Source organism: Cedecea davisae, from assembly GCF_044095835.1.
Lineage (GTDB): Bacteria > Pseudomonadota > Gammaproteobacteria > Enterobacterales > Enterobacteriaceae > Cedecea > Cedecea davisae.
In genome coordinates this window covers 1,044,795-1,063,079 of sequence record NZ_CP172054.1, presented here as the reverse complement: position 1 = coordinate 1,063,079, position 18,285 = coordinate 1,044,795, and the positions used below count along the sequence as shown (strand labels likewise).

The 18,285-nt window shown below is 55.4% G+C and carries 16 protein-coding genes; 10 read left to right on the top strand and 6 right to left on the bottom strand.

From position 1 onward, the window contains the following. Positions 1-38 precede the first annotated feature (38 nt). A complete protein-coding gene (gene mtnA / locus ACG1VR_RS05585; protein WP_395490418.1) occupies positions 39-1,064 on the top strand; it encodes an S-methyl-5-thioribose-1-phosphate isomerase in 1,026 nt (341 codons plus the stop codon). 782 nt (positions 1,065-1,846) lie between these two features. Here mtnA and ACG1VR_RS05580 read toward each other — a convergent pair. Further along, positions 1,847-2,389, bottom strand: a complete 543-nt coding sequence (locus ACG1VR_RS05580) for an acireductone dioxygenase (RefSeq protein WP_016537694.1) — start codon at positions 2,387-2,389, stop codon at positions 1,847-1,849. Further along, the gene (mtnC, locus tag ACG1VR_RS05575) at positions 2,386-3,069 is read right to left on the bottom strand and encodes an acireductone synthase (protein ID WP_016537695.1); all 684 of its coding nucleotides are present in this window, start codon (positions 3,067-3,069) and stop codon (positions 2,386-2,388) included. The genes ACG1VR_RS05580 and mtnC overlap by 4 nt, the downstream gene beginning before the upstream one ends. Positions 3,070-3,219: 150 nt before the next feature. On the opposite strand from mtnC, the gene ACG1VR_RS05570 reads away from it, so the two are divergent. Next, positions 3,220-4,380: a pyridoxal phosphate-dependent aminotransferase gene (locus ACG1VR_RS05570; protein WP_395490417.1), complete on the top strand. Its 1,161-nt coding sequence runs from the start codon at positions 3,220-3,222 to the stop codon at positions 4,378-4,380. Positions 4,381-4,411: 31 nt separating this feature from the next. Here the strand turns inward: ACG1VR_RS05570 and ACG1VR_RS05565 are convergent, their stop codons facing one another. The 3 genes from ACG1VR_RS05565 to upp form a co-directional block, all read right to left on the bottom strand. After that, positions 4,412-5,113: a DnaA inactivator Hda gene (locus tag ACG1VR_RS05565; protein ID WP_216845789.1), complete on the bottom strand. Its 702-nt coding sequence runs from the start codon at positions 5,111-5,113 to the stop codon at positions 4,412-4,414. 97 nt (positions 5,114-5,210) lie between these two features. Next, complete coding sequence (gene uraA, locus ACG1VR_RS05560) at positions 5,211-6,497, bottom strand: uracil permease (protein WP_216374899.1); 1,287 nt, start codon at positions 6,495-6,497, stop codon at positions 5,211-5,213. A gap of 85 nt (positions 6,498-6,582) precedes the next feature. Beyond that, the gene (upp, locus tag ACG1VR_RS05555; RefSeq protein ID WP_395490416.1) at positions 6,583-7,209 is read right to left on the bottom strand and encodes a uracil phosphoribosyltransferase; all 627 of its coding nucleotides are present in this window, start codon (positions 7,207-7,209) and stop codon (positions 6,583-6,585) included. Between the two features lie 224 nt (positions 7,210-7,433). Here upp and purM point away from each other — a divergent pair, with 224 nt between their 5' ends. The 4 genes from purM to ppx all read left to right on the top strand — a co-directional run bounded on the left by purM (position 7,434) and on the right by ppx (position 12,907). After that, complete coding sequence (gene purM, locus ACG1VR_RS05550; protein ID WP_016537700.1) at positions 7,434-8,471, top strand: phosphoribosylformylglycinamidine cyclo-ligase; 1,038 nt, start codon at positions 7,434-7,436, stop codon at positions 8,469-8,471. Continuing rightward, positions 8,471-9,109 (top strand): phosphoribosylglycinamide formyltransferase, encoded by a 639-nt coding sequence (purN, locus tag ACG1VR_RS05545; RefSeq protein ID WP_016537701.1) that lies wholly within the window; start codon positions 8,471-8,473, stop codon positions 9,107-9,109. The genes purM and purN overlap by 1 nt, the downstream gene beginning before the upstream one ends. 173 nt (positions 9,110-9,282) lie before the next feature. After that, the gene (ppk1, locus tag ACG1VR_RS05540) at positions 9,283-11,343 is read left to right on the top strand and encodes a polyphosphate kinase 1 (RefSeq protein ID WP_016537702.1); all 2,061 of its coding nucleotides are present in this window, start codon (positions 9,283-9,285) and stop codon (positions 11,341-11,343) included. Positions 11,344-11,365: 22 nt separating this feature from the next. Next, positions 11,366-12,907 (top strand): exopolyphosphatase, encoded by a 1,542-nt coding sequence (gene ppx / locus ACG1VR_RS05535; RefSeq protein ID WP_016537703.1) that lies wholly within the window; start codon positions 11,366-11,368, stop codon positions 12,905-12,907. A gap of 3 nt (positions 12,908-12,910) precedes the next feature. Here ppx and ACG1VR_RS05530 read toward each other — a convergent pair whose 3' ends face one another. Further along, positions 12,911-15,169: an EAL domain-containing protein gene (locus ACG1VR_RS05530; protein ID WP_395490415.1), complete on the bottom strand. Its 2,259-nt coding sequence runs from the start codon at positions 15,167-15,169 to the stop codon at positions 12,911-12,913. A gap of 341 nt (positions 15,170-15,510) precedes the next feature. Here ACG1VR_RS05530 and ACG1VR_RS05525 point away from each other — a divergent pair, with 341 nt between their 5' ends. From ACG1VR_RS05525 to ACG1VR_RS05510, 4 genes are all read left to right on the top strand, one after another. Continuing rightward, positions 15,511-15,702, top strand: a complete 192-nt coding sequence (locus ACG1VR_RS05525; RefSeq protein WP_071704107.1) for a YfgG family protein — start codon at positions 15,511-15,513, stop codon at positions 15,700-15,702. A gap of 160 nt (positions 15,703-15,862) precedes the next feature. Continuing rightward, positions 15,863-16,282 carry a VOC family protein gene (locus tag ACG1VR_RS05520; protein WP_172569223.1) on the top strand — a complete coding sequence of 140 codons (420 nt, stop codon included), beginning with the start codon at positions 15,863-15,865 and terminating at the stop codon, positions 16,280-16,282. Between the two features lie 188 nt (positions 16,283-16,470). Beyond that, complete coding sequence (locus ACG1VR_RS05515) at positions 16,471-17,472, top strand: fatty acid desaturase (protein WP_395490414.1); 1,002 nt, start codon at positions 16,471-16,473, stop codon at positions 17,470-17,472. Further along, positions 17,465-18,262 carry a phosphate/phosphite/phosphonate ABC transporter substrate-binding protein gene (locus ACG1VR_RS05510; protein WP_395490413.1) on the top strand — a complete coding sequence of 266 codons (798 nt, stop codon included), beginning with the start codon at positions 17,465-17,467 and terminating at the stop codon, positions 18,260-18,262. Before ACG1VR_RS05515 ends, ACG1VR_RS05510 begins: the two co-directional genes overlap by 8 nt. Positions 18,263-18,285: the final 23 nt, after the last annotated feature.

The window sequence follows — 18,285 nt, the reverse complement described above, 5'->3', positions numbered from 1 at the left end:
ACAATATGCTGCAACAACGCAACATGGAATTAACACACATGCAGAATTTAAAAACCACCAGCCTTGAAGTGAAGGATAGCCAGCTCTGGATCCTCGACCAGCAGGCGCTGCCGCAGCAAAAAAACTGGCTGGCCGCCCACACTGTAGAGCAGTTGGTTGCCCATATTCATACCCTGAGCGTGCGCGGCGCGCCGCTTATCGGGCTGTCTGCCAGCCTGCTGCTGGCGCTGCTGGCGGAACAAGGTTTTTCCAAGCCGCAGCTTGCTGAAGCGCTGGAAACCCTCAGAGCCTCCCGCCCGACCGCCGTAAACCTGATGAACAACCTCGACCGCATGAAGCAGGCCCTGGCGCAGGACGACTTTGTTGCGGCGCTGGGTGAGGAAGCGCTGCGCCTGGTGGCGGAAGATAAAGTGCTGTGCGACAACATCGCTACCACAGGCGCAACGCTTGTGAAGCCCGGCAGCCGTCTGCTGACTCACTGCAACACCGGCGGCCTGGCTACCGCAGGTGTCGGCACCGCGCTCGGCGTTATCCAGCGCGCCTTCAGCGAAGGCAATGTTGCCAATGTTTGGGTGGATGAGACTCGCCCGCTGTTACAGGGCGGCAGGCTTACCGCCTGGGAGCTTGGCGAGCTGGGTATCCCGTATCAGCTGATCTGCGACTCGATGGCTGCCAGCCTGATGGGGAAAAAACAGGTTGATGCTATTTGGGTGGGCGCGGACCGCATCGCGGCGAATGGCGACGTGGCAAATAAAATCGGCACCTACAGTCTGGCGGTGCTGGCGCATTACCACGGCATTCCGTTTTACGTTGCTGCCCCGCATACTACGCTGGACAGAAGCTGCCCGAACGGCGAAGCGATTCCCATCGAACAGCGTGCGGCAAGCGAAGTCACGGGCGTGACGGGAAGTTTTGGCAGCGTGCAGTGGGCGCCGGAAAATGCGACGGTTTATAATCCGGCGTTTGATGTCACTCCGGCTGAATTGATTAGCGGCTGGATCCTGGACACCGGCGTGGTGACGCCGGAACAGGTTCGGGATGGGGTATTTTTACCGCTGAAATAACCCCCCCTCATCCTGGCCTTCTCCCCAAAGGGGAGAAGGGATAAAAGAAGGGTGATGTTACCCGTGCAGGGGTAGCCTTTTACCTATCTTTCTTTCAAAAAATTCAAGGGTGGCTCTTTAAATCAGTCGTTATTCCGTTCACCCATAGATCTGTTTCCCCTGCACATTCCGAAAACAGTGAACGTGTCAGGTGGCATTACGCCATGCCCCCTGACGACCCCCGGCGCCCGGCAGGCTCATCGCCGCTGAAGCGGTAAACCCGCCGGTTATCACCCAAACATTCGGGGTCGTTCGCGATTCGTTCCCGACGATCGCTCTCTTTCGCTGCTCCCGACAGCTCAACCCCGCCTGAGTTGGGTCATAACCGGGGGCGATGAGAGCCGGGAACAAGGGCGTGGCTGTGAGACTTGCAGCGACTGTGACGCTCAACGTGCTGTGGGTTAAAAGCGAGGCTGAATCCCGGCTTAAATCGCCTCCATTTTCTCTCCGACTGGCCAGGGTCCGGCCGTCGGGAACGGACGGAGGCTGTGAGCGTCGGGAACGCATCTCAGCCGACCCAGGACTGGGAGATAAAACGGAGGTCTGCCGCTTCAGCGGCCGATTTATTTGGCCGGGAGTCCGGGGTCTCGGGGGAATGACGGTGATTCTCCCGAGACGTTCACCGGTACGGTGGGTGCATATAAAACAGAACTGGAAGTGAACGGAATATTTTCCGCTCCTACATAGTTGCGGGAATTTGTGACTAAGTTACAGCCCTTCCAGGGAGAAACTCAACTCAACAACTACGGCAGGCGCGGGTAAGCATCCGCAATCGCATCACCGGTAAAGTGAGCCACCCAGCCTTCCGGGTTATCGAAAATGCGGATCGCGGTAAAGTGCGGCTCGGAACCCATATCAAACCAGTGCGGCGTACCGGCCGGAACGGAGATCAAATCGTTTTTCTCGCACAGGATCTGATAGACACGGCCATCCAGATGCAGGCAGAACAGCCCTGCACCCTCAACAAAGAAACGCACTTCATCTTCGCCGTGGGTATGCTCGGAGAGGAATTTGGTGCGCAGCACGTCTTTTTGCGGGTTATCGGCACGAAGGCTGATAACATCCCAGCTTTGATAGCCCTTCTCTTCCACCAGCTTATCGATAGCGTGCTGATAGGCGTTGATGACCGTTTCAGGCGTAGGGTTGGCTCCTAAATCCTGGTTAGCTTCCCAGCGCTCAAAACGCACGTCTTTAGCGTTTAGCTGCTCGCGAATTTGCTCCGCATCCGTGCTGTGCCATACCGGCTCCTTTGCTTCGGTATCGGTAAAAATGGTTAATGCGCTCATGAAGAAAACGACTCCGGATTAATGTGGTCGAAACGGTTGACCTGGCGATGACTGCTGGCTTCGTCGGCCTCGCCGCGAATCAGCTGTACGGTATTCCAGCCCGCTTCCCGTGCGGCATCCAGCTCCTGGTGAATATCAGACAAGAACAGCAGCGCTTCGGGCGCAATCCCGGTCTGCTGCGCGATGTTGCGATAGGACTGCACTTCACGCTTGGCGCCGACATGGGTATCAAAGTATCCGCTAAACAAGCCGGTGATATCGCCGGCGTCGCTGTAGCCAAATAACAGCTTCTGCGCCGCCACCGAGCCGGACGAATAAACGTACAAATCAACACCCTGCTGTTTCCAGGCCTCCAGCGCGGGCAGAACGTCATCATAGAGATGGCCGGTGAAGTCACCATTCACGTAGCCATCCCGCCAGATTAAGCCCTGCAGCGCCTTCAGCGCGGTAGATTTACGATCTACATCCATGAAGCTAAATAATGTCTCAATCAGCCGGTCAATATCCGCCTGCGGTTCATTAATTTCCGTCCGCAGGTCGTTGAGGATTTCGCTAATCTCGTTGTGGTGCTCGCGCACATACCCGGCCAGCCGCTCGCGGGCGTAGGGAAAAAGGATGTTATGCACGAAGCGGATGTCGCTGGTGGTGCCTTCAATATCGGTAACAATGGCGCGGATCATTCTCTCTCCAGCCGTTAGCTCGGCTTTATGTTGGCAACGAGTGTCATTATTATTTAGACGTCTAAGCGTCTTGATTGCTAAATCTTAACATCGTGTTATAGTCCCGGCAACACAGGGAAACACACGCATCACGTTTAAGGTCGTAGAATAATGAGCCACTCCCCTTTGATTCCAGAAAGCAAACTGCCGGCACTCGGCACCACTATCTTTAGTCAGATGAGCGCGCTGGCGCAGCAACATAAGGCTATCAACCTTTCGCAGGGCTTCCCGGATTTTGACGGCCCACGCTATTTGCAAGAGCGCCTGGCGTATCACGTTAGCCAGGGCGCCAACCAGTACGCGCCGATGACCGGCGTGCAGGCGCTGCGCGAAGCCATTGCCGATAAAACTCAAAAACTACACGGCCACAAACCTGATGCCAACAGCGACATCACCGTTACCGCTGGCGCAACCGAAGCGCTTTATGCCGCGATAACCGCTCTGGTTCGCCCTGGCGACGAAGTTATCTGTTTTGATCCGAGTTACGACAGCTACGCCCCGGCCGTAACGCTTTCCGGCGGCGTACTCAAACGTATTGCGCTCCAGCCGCCGCACTTCCGCGTTGACTGGCAGGAGTTTGCGGCGCTGCTTAGCCCGCGTACTCGCCTGGTTATTCTTAACACACCGCATAACCCGTCCGCTACCGTGTGGCATAAAAGTGATTTTGCCGCGCTGTGGCAGGCCATTGAGCAGCATGAGGTTTATGTTCTCAGCGACGAGGTTTATGAGCATATTTGCTTCGATGAAGAAGGCCACGCCAGCGTGCTTGCTCATCCGCAGCTGCGCGAGCGCGCTATCGCCGTCTCTTCGTTCGGGAAAACCTTCCATATGACCGGCTGGAAGGTGGGTTATTGCGTGGCTCCGGCGGCGCTTAGCGCCGAGCTGCGCAAAGTGCACCAGTACCTGACGTTCGCAGTTAACACCCCGGCGCAGCTCGCCATTGCGGATATGCTGAACGCCGAGCCGGAGCACTATCAGGAATTGCCTGAGTTCTATCGCGCCCGCCGCGACCGCTTTATTGAAGCGTTAGCCGACAGCCGTTTTGAAATTCTGCCGTGCGAAGGCACCTACTTCCTGCTGGCGGACTACAGCGCAATCTCCGACCTGGATGACGTGAGTTTCTGCCAGTGGCTGACGAAGGAAGTGGGCGTGGCGGCAATCCCGCTTTCGGTATTCTGCGCGGACGCGTTCCCGCACAAGCTGATTCGCCTGTGCTTTGCCAAACAAGAAGCCACGCTTGATGCAGCGGCCGAGAGGTTGTGCAGGGTTTGAGCCTGAATTCCCCGTCGCAGGACGGGGAAGATTAAAGCCCGAGAATTTCTTTGACGAACGGAATGGTGAGCTTGCGCTGGGCGGTGATTGAAGCGCGATCGAGCTGATCGAGCGTCATAAACAGAGTGCGCATTTCGCGGTCGAGGCGTTTAAGCAGAAAACGACCCACGTCTTCCGGCAGTTCAAAACCGCGCAGGCGGGCACGCAGCTGGAGCGCCTGTAATTTGTCGTTATCGGAAAGCGGCTGTAGCTTGTAGATTTGCCCCCAGTCGAGCCGCGAAGCCAGATCCGGTAATTGCAGATTTAACTGACGCGGAGGGCGATCGCCGGTGATCAGCAGGCGCGTTTTGCCGGACTCGAGAATGCGGTTATAAAGATTGAAGATCGCCATTTCCCACGGTTCATCCCCCGCCACGCATTCAATGTTATCGATGCACACCAGAGAAAGCTGTTCCATGCCGTCGAGCACTTCCGGTACGAACCAGGTGCGCTTATCCAGCGGCACATAGCCCACGGCTTCACCACGCTGGGAAAGCTCCGCGCACGCGGCATGAAGCAGATGGCTTCGCCCGCCGCCTTCGCGCGACCAGAAATAGATATACCCGCTGTGATCCTGACGGAGAACCGCTTGCAGCGCGGCTAACAAAGAAGGGTTGTCGCCCGGCCAGAAACTCGCAAAGGTTTCATCGTCGGGAAGATAGAGTGGCAGTGAGAGCTGTGCCGGCGTATTCAGAAGTACCTCAACCATAACAGGCAGAAAATCGCGATGAGTCTACCACAGTTTTGGGGGTGGATAGAACCGGGCGAGGATCCGCCCGGTTTTAAGAGGATTACGACTGGGCGTCGTTCTCTTTGGCGTCCAGAACAACTTCTTCCGGGCGCAGGATGCTAATCAGCTTGAAAATCAGGCTCAGGCCCACGCCAACGATGGTCGCCAGCGCCATGCCCTTCAGTTCGGCCGCGCCGATGTGAACTTTCGCGCCGCTCACGCCGATAATCAGGATAACTGAAGTCAGGATCAGGTTTTGCGCTTTGCTGTAATCCACTTTGGACTCGATCAGCACACGAATACCGGACGCGCCGATCACTCCGTAAAGCAGCAGGGAAACGCCGCCCATAACCGGCACCGGGATAATTTGGATAGCCGCCGCCAGCTTGCCCACGCAGGAAAGCAGAATCGCGATGATCGCCGCGCCGCCGATAACCCAGGTGGAGTAAACGCGGGTGATGGCCATTACGCCGATGTTCTCGCCGTAGGTAGTGTTTGGCGTGGAGCCGAAGAAGCCGGAGAAAATGGTCGAGATGCCGTTAGCAAACATCGAGCGGTGCAGGCCCGGGTCGCGAATCAGGTCTTTTTTAACGATGTTGGCGGTCACCACCAGGTGGCCAACGTGCTCGGCAATCACCACCAGCGCGGCAGGCAGGATGGTGAAGATAGCGAACCATTCAAAACGCGGCGTGTAGAAGGTTGGCAGCGCGAACCAGTGCGCTTCGCGAATTGGCGTAACATCAACCACGCCCATCGCGAAGGAGAGCGCGTAGCCCGCCAGTACGCCGATAAGGATCGGGATAATCGCCATAAAGCCGCGGAACAGCACCGAGCCGAATACCGTTACCGCCAGCGTCACCAGAGAAATGATAATGGTGGTGGAATCAGGCGAACTGCCTTCGGCCGGTAACAGGCCAGCCATGTTGGCTGCTACGCCAGCCAGCTCCAGACCGATGACGGCAACAATCGCGCCCATTGCCGCAGGCGGGAACATCACGTCCAGCCATCCGGTGCCGGCTTTTTTCACAATCAGCGCCACGATGCAGAACAGCACGCCGCACATAATAAAGCCGCCCAGCGCCACTTCATAACCCAGCGGCAACAGCAGCAGCACGGGAGAGATAAACGCGAAGCTTGAGCCCAGGTAAGCCGGGATTTTACCTTTACAGATAAACAGATACAGCAGCGTGCCGATACCGTTAAACAGCAGCACCGTGGCCGGGTTAATGTGGAACAGAATCGGCACCAGGACCGTTGCGCCGAACATGGCAAACAGATGCTGAAGACTTAACGGAATCGTTTGCAATAAAGGTGGTCTTTCACTGACCCCGATAGCACGGCGTGTCATGTTGGTTTTCCTCTGAGTATGATTTTAGACGTACGGTGTTTGCTGAAATCAAAAAAAAGCCGACTTTCGAAGTCGGCTGCTTTTATTATTTAGTACCAAATATCTTGTCGCCCGCGTCACCGAGGCCGGGAATGATGTATCCGTGCTCGTTCAGCCCCTGGTCGATAGAAGCGGTGAACAGCTCCACATCCGGGTGGGCTTTTTCCAGCGCCGCGATGCCTTCCGGCGCGGCAACCAGAACCAGCACTTTAATGCTGGTGCAGCCCGCTTTTTTCAGCAGGTCGATAGTGGCAATCATGGAACCGCCGGTCGCCAGCATCGGGTCAACCACCAGCGCCATGCGCTCTTCTATATTAGAAACCAGCTTCTGGAAGTAAGGAACCGGCTGCAGGGTCTCTTCGTCACGGTAAACGCCCACCACGCTGATACGCGCGCTTGGTACGTTTTCCAGCACCCCTTCCATCATGCCAAGACCGGCACGCAGAATTGGCACAACGGTAATTTTCTTACCTTTGATCTGGTCAACTTCCACCGGGCCGTTCCAGCCTTCGATGGTGACCTTCTCGGTTTCCAGATCCGCGGTGGCTTCGTAAGTCAGCAGGCTGCCAACTTCTGAGGCGAGTTCACGAAAGCGCTTGGTGCTGATGTCTTGCTCACGCATCAGGCCCAGCTTGTGTTTGACGAGTGGGTGTTTCACTTCCACGATCTTCATACTCTTTCTCCCCCGAGATAGTTGGCTACCACAAAAAAAATCGCCGGATTATACCGCTTTTTTGCCGCTGCGCTACAGCTAATGGGATGATCGAGATCAACCGGACTGGAATGAGTCTATCTCAGGAATTCTTTTCTTGCCGATGATAAGAGGCTCGCAAACGTTTGCCTGCACTGTTAGAATTGCCGCGTTTTTTATTTCATGCCATCCGTGGGGAACCCGCAGTGACCGATAAAACCTCTCTCAGCTATAAAGATGCCGGTGTAGATATTGATGCTGGTAACGCTCTGGTCGACAGAATTAAAGGCGTAGTGAAAAAGACCCGCCGCCCGGAAGTGATGGGTGGACTGGGCGGTTTCGGTGCGCTGTGCGCGTTGCCTCAAAAATATCGCGAACCGGTTCTGGTTTCCGGCACCGACGGTGTGGGCACCAAGCTGCGTCTGGCAATGGATTTAAAGCGTCACGACGCTATCGGCATCGATCTTGTGGCGATGTGTGTTAACGACCTGGTGGTTCAGGGCGCCGAGCCGCTGTTCTTCCTCGACTACTACGCTACCGGCAAGCTGGACGTGGATACCGCCGCCAGCGTTATCACCGGCATCGCCGAGGGCTGCTTACAGTCTGGCTGCTCGCTGGTAGGCGGCGAAACTGCCGAAATGCCAGGCATGTACCACGGTGAAGATTACGACGTCGCAGGGTTCTGCGTAGGCGTGGTTGAGAAGTCTGAAATCATCGACGGCTCCAAAGTGGCCGACGGCGACGTGCTGATTGCTCTGGGTTCAAGCGGCCCGCACTCTAACGGCTACTCTCTGGTGCGCAAAGTGCTGGAAGTCAGCGGTACCGATCCTCTGGCGACAGAGCTGGAAGGTAAACCGCTGGCGGACCACCTGCTGGAGCCTACCCGTATTTACGTGAAAAACATTCTTGAGCTGATTGAGCAGGTAGACGTGCACGCCATCGCCCACCTCACCGGCGGCGGTTTCTGGGAAAACATTCCGCGCGTGCTGCCGGACAATACTCAGGCCGTTATCACCGAATCCTCCTGGCAGTGGCCGGCGGTATTCAGCTGGTTACAGCAGGCCGGAAACATCAGCCGTCACGAGATGTACCGCACCTTTAACTGCGGCGTGGGCATGCTTATTGCGCTGCCTGCCGCCGAAGCGGATAAAGCGGTTGAGTTGATGCAGGCCAAAGGTGAAAAGGCGTGGAAAATCGGTATTATCAAAGCATCTGATTCCGAAGAGCGCGTGGTCATCGAGTAATGAAACACATCGTGGTGCTGATTTCCGGCAACGGAAGTAACCTGCAGGCCATTATTGACGCCTGCAAGCAGAAGAAGATAAACGGCACCATCAGCGCGGTGTTCAGTAACAAGGCCGAAGCCTTCGGCCTTGAACGCGCCCGCGAAGCCGGCATTGCTGCCCATGCTCTGGCGGCCAGCGAGTTCGCCAGTCGCGAAGCGTTCGACCGCCAGTTGATGCAGGAAATAGACGCTTACGCACCGGACGTTGTGGTGCTGGCGGGCTATATGCGCATTCTTAGCCCGGCTTTTGTGGCTCGCTACAGCGGCCGCCTGCTCAACATCCACCCTTCACTGCTGCCGAAATACCCCGGCCTGCATACGCACCGCCAGGTGCTGGAAAACGGCGATGAAGAACACGGCACGTCGGTGCACTTTGTTACCGATGAGCTTGACGGCGGGCCGGTTATTTTGCAGGCCAAGGTGCCGGTGTTTGAGGGCGATGACGAAGATGATGTTACCGCCCGCGTTCAGCACCAGGAGCACGCTATCTACCCTCTGGTCGTCAGTTGGTTCCTTGAAGACCGCCTGAAAATGCGCCACAACGCTGCCTGGCTGGACGGCGTACAGCTGCCCCCGCAGGGATACGCAGCAGAATAATGACGGTAAAAAGGGCTTCGGCCCTTTTTTTGTATTTATCTCTCATAAAGTTGTCATGGTCAGATGAGAGACTTTCATCTGCATAGTTGGACATTCTCCGCTAAAGCTCGCCATAATAACTGACGTGACGGTGACGGCATTGCCACGTCCACGAAAACGGAGTGTGAGGACTAATGGGTCAGGATAAGCTGTATATCGAAAAAGAACTGAGCTGGTTGTCTTTTAACGAACGCGTTCTGCAGGAAGCGGCGGACAAGCTCAACCCGTTGATTGAAAGGATGCGTTTTCTCGGCATCTATTCCAATAACCTCGATGAATTCTATAAAGTCCGCTTCGCCGAACTGAAACGGCGTATTTTGATCAGTGAAGAACAAGGTTCTCCCTCCAACCAGCGCCACCTGCTGAACAAGATCCAGTCCCGGGTGCTGAAAGCCGACCAGGAGTTCGACGGCCTGTACAATGATTTGCTGCTGGAGATGGCACGCAATCAAATCTTCCTGATTAACGAGCGCCAGCTTTCAGAAAACCAGCAAAGCTGGCTACGCAGCTACTTCAAACACCAGCTTCGCCCGCACATCACGCCGATTCTGATTAACCGCGACACCGACCTGGTGCAGTTCCTGAAGGACGATTACACCTATCTGGCGGTAGAGATTATTCGCGGCGACACCCTTCGCTATGCGCTGCTGGAAATTCCGTCGGACAAAGTCCCTCGCTTCGTGAACCTGCCGCCGGAAGCACCGCGCCGCCGCAAGCCGATGATCCTGCTGGATAACATCCTGCGCTATTGCCTCGACGATATCTTTAAAGGCTTCTTCGACTACGATGCGCTCAACGCCTACTCGATGAAGATGACGCGCGACGCCGAGTACGACCTGGTCACCGAGATGGAGTCCAGCCTGCTGGAGCTGATGTCTTCGAGCCTGAAGCAGCGCCTGACCGCCGAGCCGGTGCGTTTCGTTTACCAGCGCGACATGCCGGATGCGATGGTTGAAATGCTGCGCGATAAGCTGACCATTTCAAACTACGACTCGATTATCCCCGGCGGCCGTTACCACAACTTTAAAGACTTTATTGGCTTCCCGAACGTCGGCAAAGCTAACCTGGTGAACAAGCCGCTGCCGCGCCTGCGCCACATCGGGTTCGATAAATTCCGCAACGGGTTCGACGCAATTCGTGAACGCGACGTGCTGCTTTATTACCCGTACCACACGTTTGAACACGTCCTCGAACTGCTGCGTCAGGCTTCGTTCGACCCAAGCGTGCTGGCGATTAAAATCAATATTTACCGCGTGGCGAAAGACTCGCGCATTATTGATTCGATGATCCACGCCGCCCATAACGGCAAGAAAGTGACCGTGGTCGTTGAGCTACAGGCGCGTTTTGACGAAGAGGCCAACATCCATTGGGCCAAGCGCCTGACTGCCGCCGGAGTACACGTTATCTTCTCCGCGCCGGGGCTGAAAATTCACGCCAAGCTGTTCCTTATCTCGCGTATGGAAGGTGAAGAGATCGTGCGTTATGCGCACATCGGCACCGGCAACTTTAACGAGAAAACCGCGCGGCTTTATACCGACTACTCGCTGTTAACCGCCGATGCGCGCATTACCAATGAAGTGCGTCGGGTATTTAACTTTATCGAAAACCCTTATCGCCCGGTGACCTTCGATTATCTGCTGGTTTCGCCGCAAAACTCGCGTCGCCTGCTGTATGATTTGGTTGACCGTGAGATAGCTAACGCCCAGAAAGGTCAGCCGGCGGGAATAACGCTGAAGCTGAACAACCTGGTCGATAAAGGACTGGTTGACCGGCTGTATGCGGCGTCCAGTTCCGGCGTGAAGGTAAACCTGCTGGTGCGCGGCATGTGTTCTCTGATTCCAGAACTGGAAGGCATCAGCGATAATATCCGCGTGATAAGTATCGTTGACCGTTATCTCGAGCACGACCGGGTGTATATCTTTGAAAACGGCGGCGACAAAAAAGTATTCCTGTCTTCCGCCGACTGGATGACCCGTAACATCGATTATCGTATTGAAGTAGCCGTCCCGGTCCTCGATCCGCGTCTTAAGCAGCGTATGCTTGATATCATTGATATCCAGCTAAATGACACTGTAAAAGCGCGCATCATCGACAAAGAACTGAGTAATCGCTATGTGCCGCGCGGCAACCGCCGTAAGGTGCGTTCTCAATTAGCGATCTACGATTATATTAAATCTCTGGAACAACCTGACTAACGCTCTCAGGCGAAGATAAATTATGCCGATATCAAACCATGCTCCACGGCCGCAGGAGTTCGCTGCGGTCGACCTCGGCTCGAACAGTTTCCACATGGTAATAGCCCGTGTGGTGGATGGCGCCATGCAAATCATTGGCCGCCTGAAACAACGCGTGCACCTCGCGGACGGCCTCGGCCCTGATAATAAGTTAAGTGAGGAGGCCATGGAGCGTGGGCTTTCCTGTCTGGCGCTGTTTGCCGAACGTCTGCAGGGATTTGCAGCCGACAACGTGTGCATTGTGGGCACCCACTCGCTGCGCGAGGCCACCAATGCCGCCGAGTTTCTGAAACGTGCTGAGAAAGTTATCCCCTACCCAATTGAAATCATTCCCGGGAACGAGGAAGCGCGCCTGATTTTTATGGGCGTGGAACACACTCAGCCGGAGCGCGGCCGCAAGCTGGTTATTGATATCGGCGGCGGCTCTACCGAGCTGGTTATCGGCGAAGATTTTGAGCCAATGCTGGTCGAAAGCCGCCGTATGGGCTGCGTCAGCTTTGCGCAAAACTTCTTCCCGGGCGGCGCTATCAGCCCGGAAAGCTTTAAGCGCGCGCGTCTGGCGGCCATCCAGAAGCTGGAAACCCTCTCCTGGCAGTATCGCCTGCAGGGCTGGAAAGTGGCGCTTGGCGCGTCCGGCTCGATTAAAGCCGCGCATGAAGTGCTTATCGAAATGGGTGAAAAAGACGGGATGATCACCCCGGAACGCCTGGAGATGCTGCAACAGGAAGTGCTGAAGTTTAAAACCTTCGACTCGCTAAGCCTGCCGGGACTCTCCGAAGAGCGTAAAGCGGTGTTTGTGCCGGGGCTGGCGATTTTATGCGGCGTGTTTGACGCGCTGGCTATCCGCGAGCTGCGTCTTTCAGACGGCGCGCTGCGCGAAGGCGTGCTGTACGAAATGGAAGGCCGCTTCCGCCACCAGGATATCCGTATTCGCACCGCGCAAAGCCTGGCGGAGCAGTACCACATCGACAGCGACCAGGCCCGCCGGGTGCTGGAAACCGTCGAACTGCTTTACCAGCAGTGGGAAACGCAGAACAAGAAGCTGGCTAACCCGCAGATGACCGCCCTGCTGAAATGGGCCGCGATGCTGCACGAGGTTGGGTTGAGCATCAACCACAGCGGCATGCACCGCCACTCGGCCTATATTCTGCAAAACAGCAACCTGCCCGGCTTCAACCAGGAGCAGCAGATGCTGATGGCTTCCCTGGTTCGCTATCACCGCAAGGCGATTAAGCTTGACGATTTGCCGCGCTTTACGCTGTTTAAAAAGAAACAGTTCCTGCCGCTAATCCAGGTTATCCGTCTTGCCACGCTGCTCAATAACCAGCGCCAGGCAACGACCACGCCGCCAACGCTGGTGCTGGAAACCGACGACAACCACTGGACGCTGCGCTTCCCGCACGACTGGTTTAGCCAGAACACGCTGGTGCAGCTCGACCTGGAGCGTGAGCAGCAGTACTGGGAAAGCATGACCGGATGGAAGCTCATTATTGAAGAAGAGGCCGCTCCGGCCCTCTCCGCCTGATAATTACTCCAGCCCCTTCGCGCCAGACGGTGCGGAGGGCGCTGCTTCTTCCACCAGACTTTCCAGCGTCTGTGGGCGGCCAATTAAATAGCCCTGAACGTAATCAATGCCCATCGCCCGCACCGCCTCTTTAAGCTCCTCGGTTTCGACGTACTCGGCCACCACCTGCATCTTCTTCATTCGCGCCAGCTGGCATATCGAACTGACCACCTGATAGTCGAGGCTGCTGGTCAAAATATTGCGGATAAAGCTACCGTCAATTTTCAGGATATCCGCGCTCAGCTCCTTGAGGCGCGCATAGCTAGCGTAGCCGGTGCCGAAGTCGTCTATAGCCACCCGGCAGCCCATTCTTTGCAGCATTTTTAGCGTCAGGTTCGCCTGCTCGAGGTTGGTTAACGAGTGGCTTTCGGTTATCTCAAACACCAATTGCCACGGCTCAATTTGGTACTTCGTCAGCAGATGCTGGATTTCTGTAGGCAGTTGAGCCTGGCAAACCGAAGCCGGAGTCAGGTTAATGGCAAGCCTGCAGCCCGGCAGGCTTGACCGATGCAGGTCCATAAACTGCAGCGCGGAGTTAAGCACCCACTGGTCAATGCGCGATGAAAGGCCAAATTCGTGGGCAACCGGCAGGAACAGATCCGGGGAAAGCAGCTCGCCTTTATCCCCACGCATTCTCAACAGCACTTCGTGATAGACATCGCCGCGCAGCCCTTCGATGCGCTGCGCCATCAGCACAAAGAGATTGTTATCCAGCGCGCTTTGCAGCCGGTTCATCATCTCTACTTTGCGCTTCACCGCATTCTGCACATGATTCGAGCCTTTCTGTTGCAGGCTTTCAGGGTGCTGGGTGGAGAGCGAAAGCCCCGCCATCGTGCTGAGCTCGCCGAGCAGCAGGTAGAGATGGGACACCGGGTGGCGCACAAAGCAATAGCTAAGGCCGACCTGTGGCTGAAGCGGCATACCATCCCAGATAAAGCGGAACCGCTTTACATGCTCATAAATGGACTCGATTTTATCCTGATGAGACTCATAGTTGAGCCGCAGGGCAAGATCGTGCCCGGAAAGGTTATAAACCTTCTCGCCCGGCGCCAGTTCGTTGCGCAGAAACTCCGCCAGCTGCTGCTTATACTGAATGCGCAGCAGCACGCCATAATTGCGCCCAAGCAGCTCCAGTTCGGGGATAGAGATAAGGCCCAGCGCCGACCAGGGGTAATTCCCAAGGTCGCGACACAGGGCGCGCAGGTTCGGCATTTGCATCATCGGGTCAATAAAGGCAACGCGCCGGGCTTTATGATGCAAAAAACGCTGGCGAGTAGTCACCGCAGCCATCAAATAAATAGTGATGGAGAAGACCGCATAGCAGGATGAGGCTATAGCCAGATGCAGCTGGAACCCCATATCTGGCGGGAGATAATTATGGAACCCGCTGCACAGAATAATCAGGACAATTGTCCAGATATTGGTAATAAACAGGAAGCCAAAGCGCATCGCACCCCACAACATAACCGGCAGGATCAGCGTCAGGGTATAGTCGGTATTAAATATCGTTTTGCTTTGGCTAATAGGGAACAGCAGCAGCCAAATAAGCAGGCTGACGGCCGCCACCCAAAGCACTGTTTCGCTCCGGGTAACGCCCTTTTGCCGCTGAGCCATCATTCGTGACCAGAAACTTTTGATAAATCGCGGGTTAACAATCATCCGCAAAATAAAATAGAAGAACGGCAGCCCGGTTAATCCCCCGACTAATACAGCCTGAAAATTAATTAATGTTCGTGCGCTCCACGGCGTGGCTGAAAGAATAGAAAATGCCGTGTCATACCAGCCTAAAAATAACCCAAATTCATAAAGTATGAGGAACAGAGAAGCATTAACCAGCACCAGCCAAAACATACGCTGAGCGGTAAATTGCAGCGTGCCAAAGGCTACCGAACTGCGCCGTGGCACAAAATAGAGGTAGCAGCGCCAGCTAATCACTATCGGCACCAAAAAATGTAATACCGCCAGCAGCGCTATCCAGCTTCCCTGAGAAGGGAAGTAGCGAATTATTAGCGCAAGGATAATGCCGGGAAATGCCGCACGCCCAAACAGCACGACAAATGCGGTCAGCAGCGGCAATGACATATACAGCAGGAACACCCGCGCACCGTCCATCACCGTTTGCGCGTTGAATGTTGCGGCCAGGGGCAGCAGCAGGCTCGGTAGAATTAAGGGCAACGCCCACCATTTATTTTTCGTTTTGTTATACCAGGTCGCTAATTGCATACTTCTTCGCCAGAATTCCTGTTCCTCTTCGGGTCTCTCCCCGGAGATCCAACCCGGGATGTTATTGCCATATTGCTACGGCGCGGAGAGCAAATTTTAGTTAGCTAACATCAATGATAATTGATGCATATCAGTATCGAACACTCGAACAACGCGTGAAGGAAAAATTTGAACTAAAGCCCCATCAGCTTAGCTTACAATAGCGCCTGCCAATGCCCATTAACTGCCCGGAATTTAGCGGTTGACCTACTTTTACGCGCTGAAGAATTGACCTCGCTTGCTCAGTGTGACTAAATAACCGCGTCGCCCGCAGTTGCCGGGCCAATCCTAAGGACCCTTGCGTGACACAGGTTACGACTATGCAAAGACGAAACCGTTTTAATAATCGCATGACCCGCATCATTCTGCTCATCAGTTTTCTGTTCTTTTTTGGTCGCTTTATTTATTCCTCTATTGGCGCCTGGTATCACCATCAGGATAAAAAAGTAGAGGCACAGCAAAGCAGCCAGCAGGTTGATAGCGCTAACCGCTAGCTGTTACCCCCTCCCTTTGCGGCACATGCCCGGCAAAAGATACCCGACGCTCAGTTGTTCAAAAATGCTTATTCCGGCGACCGACGGCCCCATCGGCTTGACCTAAGGTTAACTTGAGGTCGTAAAGTTGCGCCATTGAAAACAGCAACATGAGCGATTTATGAAAAATATTGATGTCGGCTTCACCCACGTCGCCTTTATGGTGAAAGATCTTGATAAGAGCATCGATTTTTACCTCCGCTACACCGCAATGAAGGTTATCCACCAGCGCGAGCCAGACCTGCCGGACGCACGTAAAGTCGCCTGGCTGAGCGACCGTACCCGCCCCTTTGCGCTGGTACTGGTTCAGGCGGATAACCACACCGACACGCCGCTCGGCGGATTTGGCCACCTGGGCGTAGCCTGCGCCACCCAACAAGAGATTGACCAGAAAACCGAAATGGCGAGAGCCGAAGGTGTCCTGCGCAGAGAGCCTGAACAGCTCGGCGACCCGGTTGGCTATTTTGTTTTCTTCGCCGACCCCGACGGCAACACGCTCGAACTCTCTTACGGCCAGCGCGTGGGCATTGAGTCTATGTAGCCTATTCAGGGCGGTAACTGTACCGCCCAAATCCTGCTCTTTTAGCCGCCCAACTTCGGCCGCTGAACGCCCTTCTCGCTAAATCATTTTCTGTTCTAAGCATAGCAATTTATATTCCTACCAGCTTTAGCGGCGACGATTTACTCTCTGCCAAATTAATCGGCAAATTGGCATCAGTGGTTGGCTAAATGAGTGGAAGATCCTCAGTTTATTTAAATGAAGAGCAGCGGGAATTCGTGCATAAATTGCAGCGCTCCTGGCTATGGCGCACGGAGCTACCGACCTGGCTGCTGATTATTACTATTTATGGCGGCTGGTTTGCCACGGTAGCCTGGTGGAAAACCCTCGGTTTATTCCCGGCCACGCTGCTGCTCATCTGGTTCAGCACCTGGTACATGTCATTGCAGCACGAGCTGCTGCACGGCCATCCGACTCGTTTCAAACGGCTGAACCAGCTGTTTGGGCTGCTGCCGTTTTCTATCTGGTATCCTTACGGCACCTACCGCGACCTGCATCTCAAGCATCACCAGGATGAAGATTTAACCGTGCCGGAAACCGACCCGGAGAGTTATTACTTTACCCGCCGCCGCTGGCAGCACTTTAGCGGCGTTCAGCGCGTGCTTGTGCGCCTGCGCAACACCTTCCCCGGCCGCCTGTTATTAACGCCGATACTCACCATGCGCTGGACGGTGCTCAATATCCTGGAATCATTTCGCAGCGGCAACCGCCCGGCCATCGCCATGTGGGTAGTACACCTGGTTCTGCTGGTTCCGGTACTCGGCTGGCTGGTACAGCACGATTTTTCGGTCATCTATTATCTACTGGCCGTCACCTGGCCCATGCTGGCGATGACCAAAGTTCGCTCCTTCTTCGAACACCGCGCCGCTGAAGACCCGGAAGCGCGCACCGTAATTAACGAAGCCGGGATGTTCTGGAGACTGCTGTTCCTGAATCTCAATTATCACTCGGTACACCACGACCTGCCGCGCGTGCCGTGGTACGGCCTGCCGACGGTTTACCGCGCCTATAAAGAGGAATACCTGAAACGTAATCAGGGCTTCTTTGTGAACGGCTACGGCGAGCTGATGCGCGAGCATCTGATTAAACCGATCAAGGTTGAAATCAACCCGTTCTTCCCGGACGGACGCCTGGCGCAGGATACTTTGCAGCAGGAGAAAGCCCATGAGTAAGCTGATTTCCCTGCCGATGTACGATGTGCATCACCCGGATACGGAAGCGTTGCTGGGGGCATTGCGCCAGTTACTGAACGAGGAGGGGCTGGAAGGCAGCAAGCTGCTCTATAGCGAGCCGGAAGACCGCCTTGCCCACTGGCAGAGACCGGAGCTGCTGCTAAGCCAGACCTGCGGCTACCCGCTGCGCGCCCTGCTCCCGGATGTTCAGGTCGTTGGCACGTTTCATTACCGCGCCACGGGCTGCGAAGGCTTCAACTACAGCAGTCTGCTGGTCGTTCGGGAGGCTGACGCCGACAAAACGCTTCAGGACTTCCGCAACAAGCGGGTTATTTGCAACAGCGAAGACTCGCAGTCCGGCTATCACACGCTGCGTAGCCTGGTGGCTCCGCTACAAAAGGATGGGCGATTCTTCTCAGAAATTACGTTTAGCGGCAGCCACCGGCAGTCTATGGCCGAAGTGAAAGCCGGTGCGGGGGATATCGCAGCTATTGACGCGGTCACCTGGGCACTGGTCAGCCAGCACGAACCAGAACGAGTTCAGGGTCTTGCCGTCATCGGCACGACATCAAGGGTTCCTGGCCTGCCGATGATAACTTCGGCGCAGACTTCCGCGGAGGATTTGGCTGCGTTACGCCGGGCGCTGAAGCGGCTGGTGAGCGAGCCAGAATGGCGTGAGATCCGCGAAGCGCTGCTGATTACAGACTTTAGCGTGACCCATCGCGATGACTATCAGCCTATTAGCGATGCCGCGCAGAAGGCTGCCGCGAGTGGATTAGTGACGCTTTAGGTTATTGGGCTTTACCTTTTCCC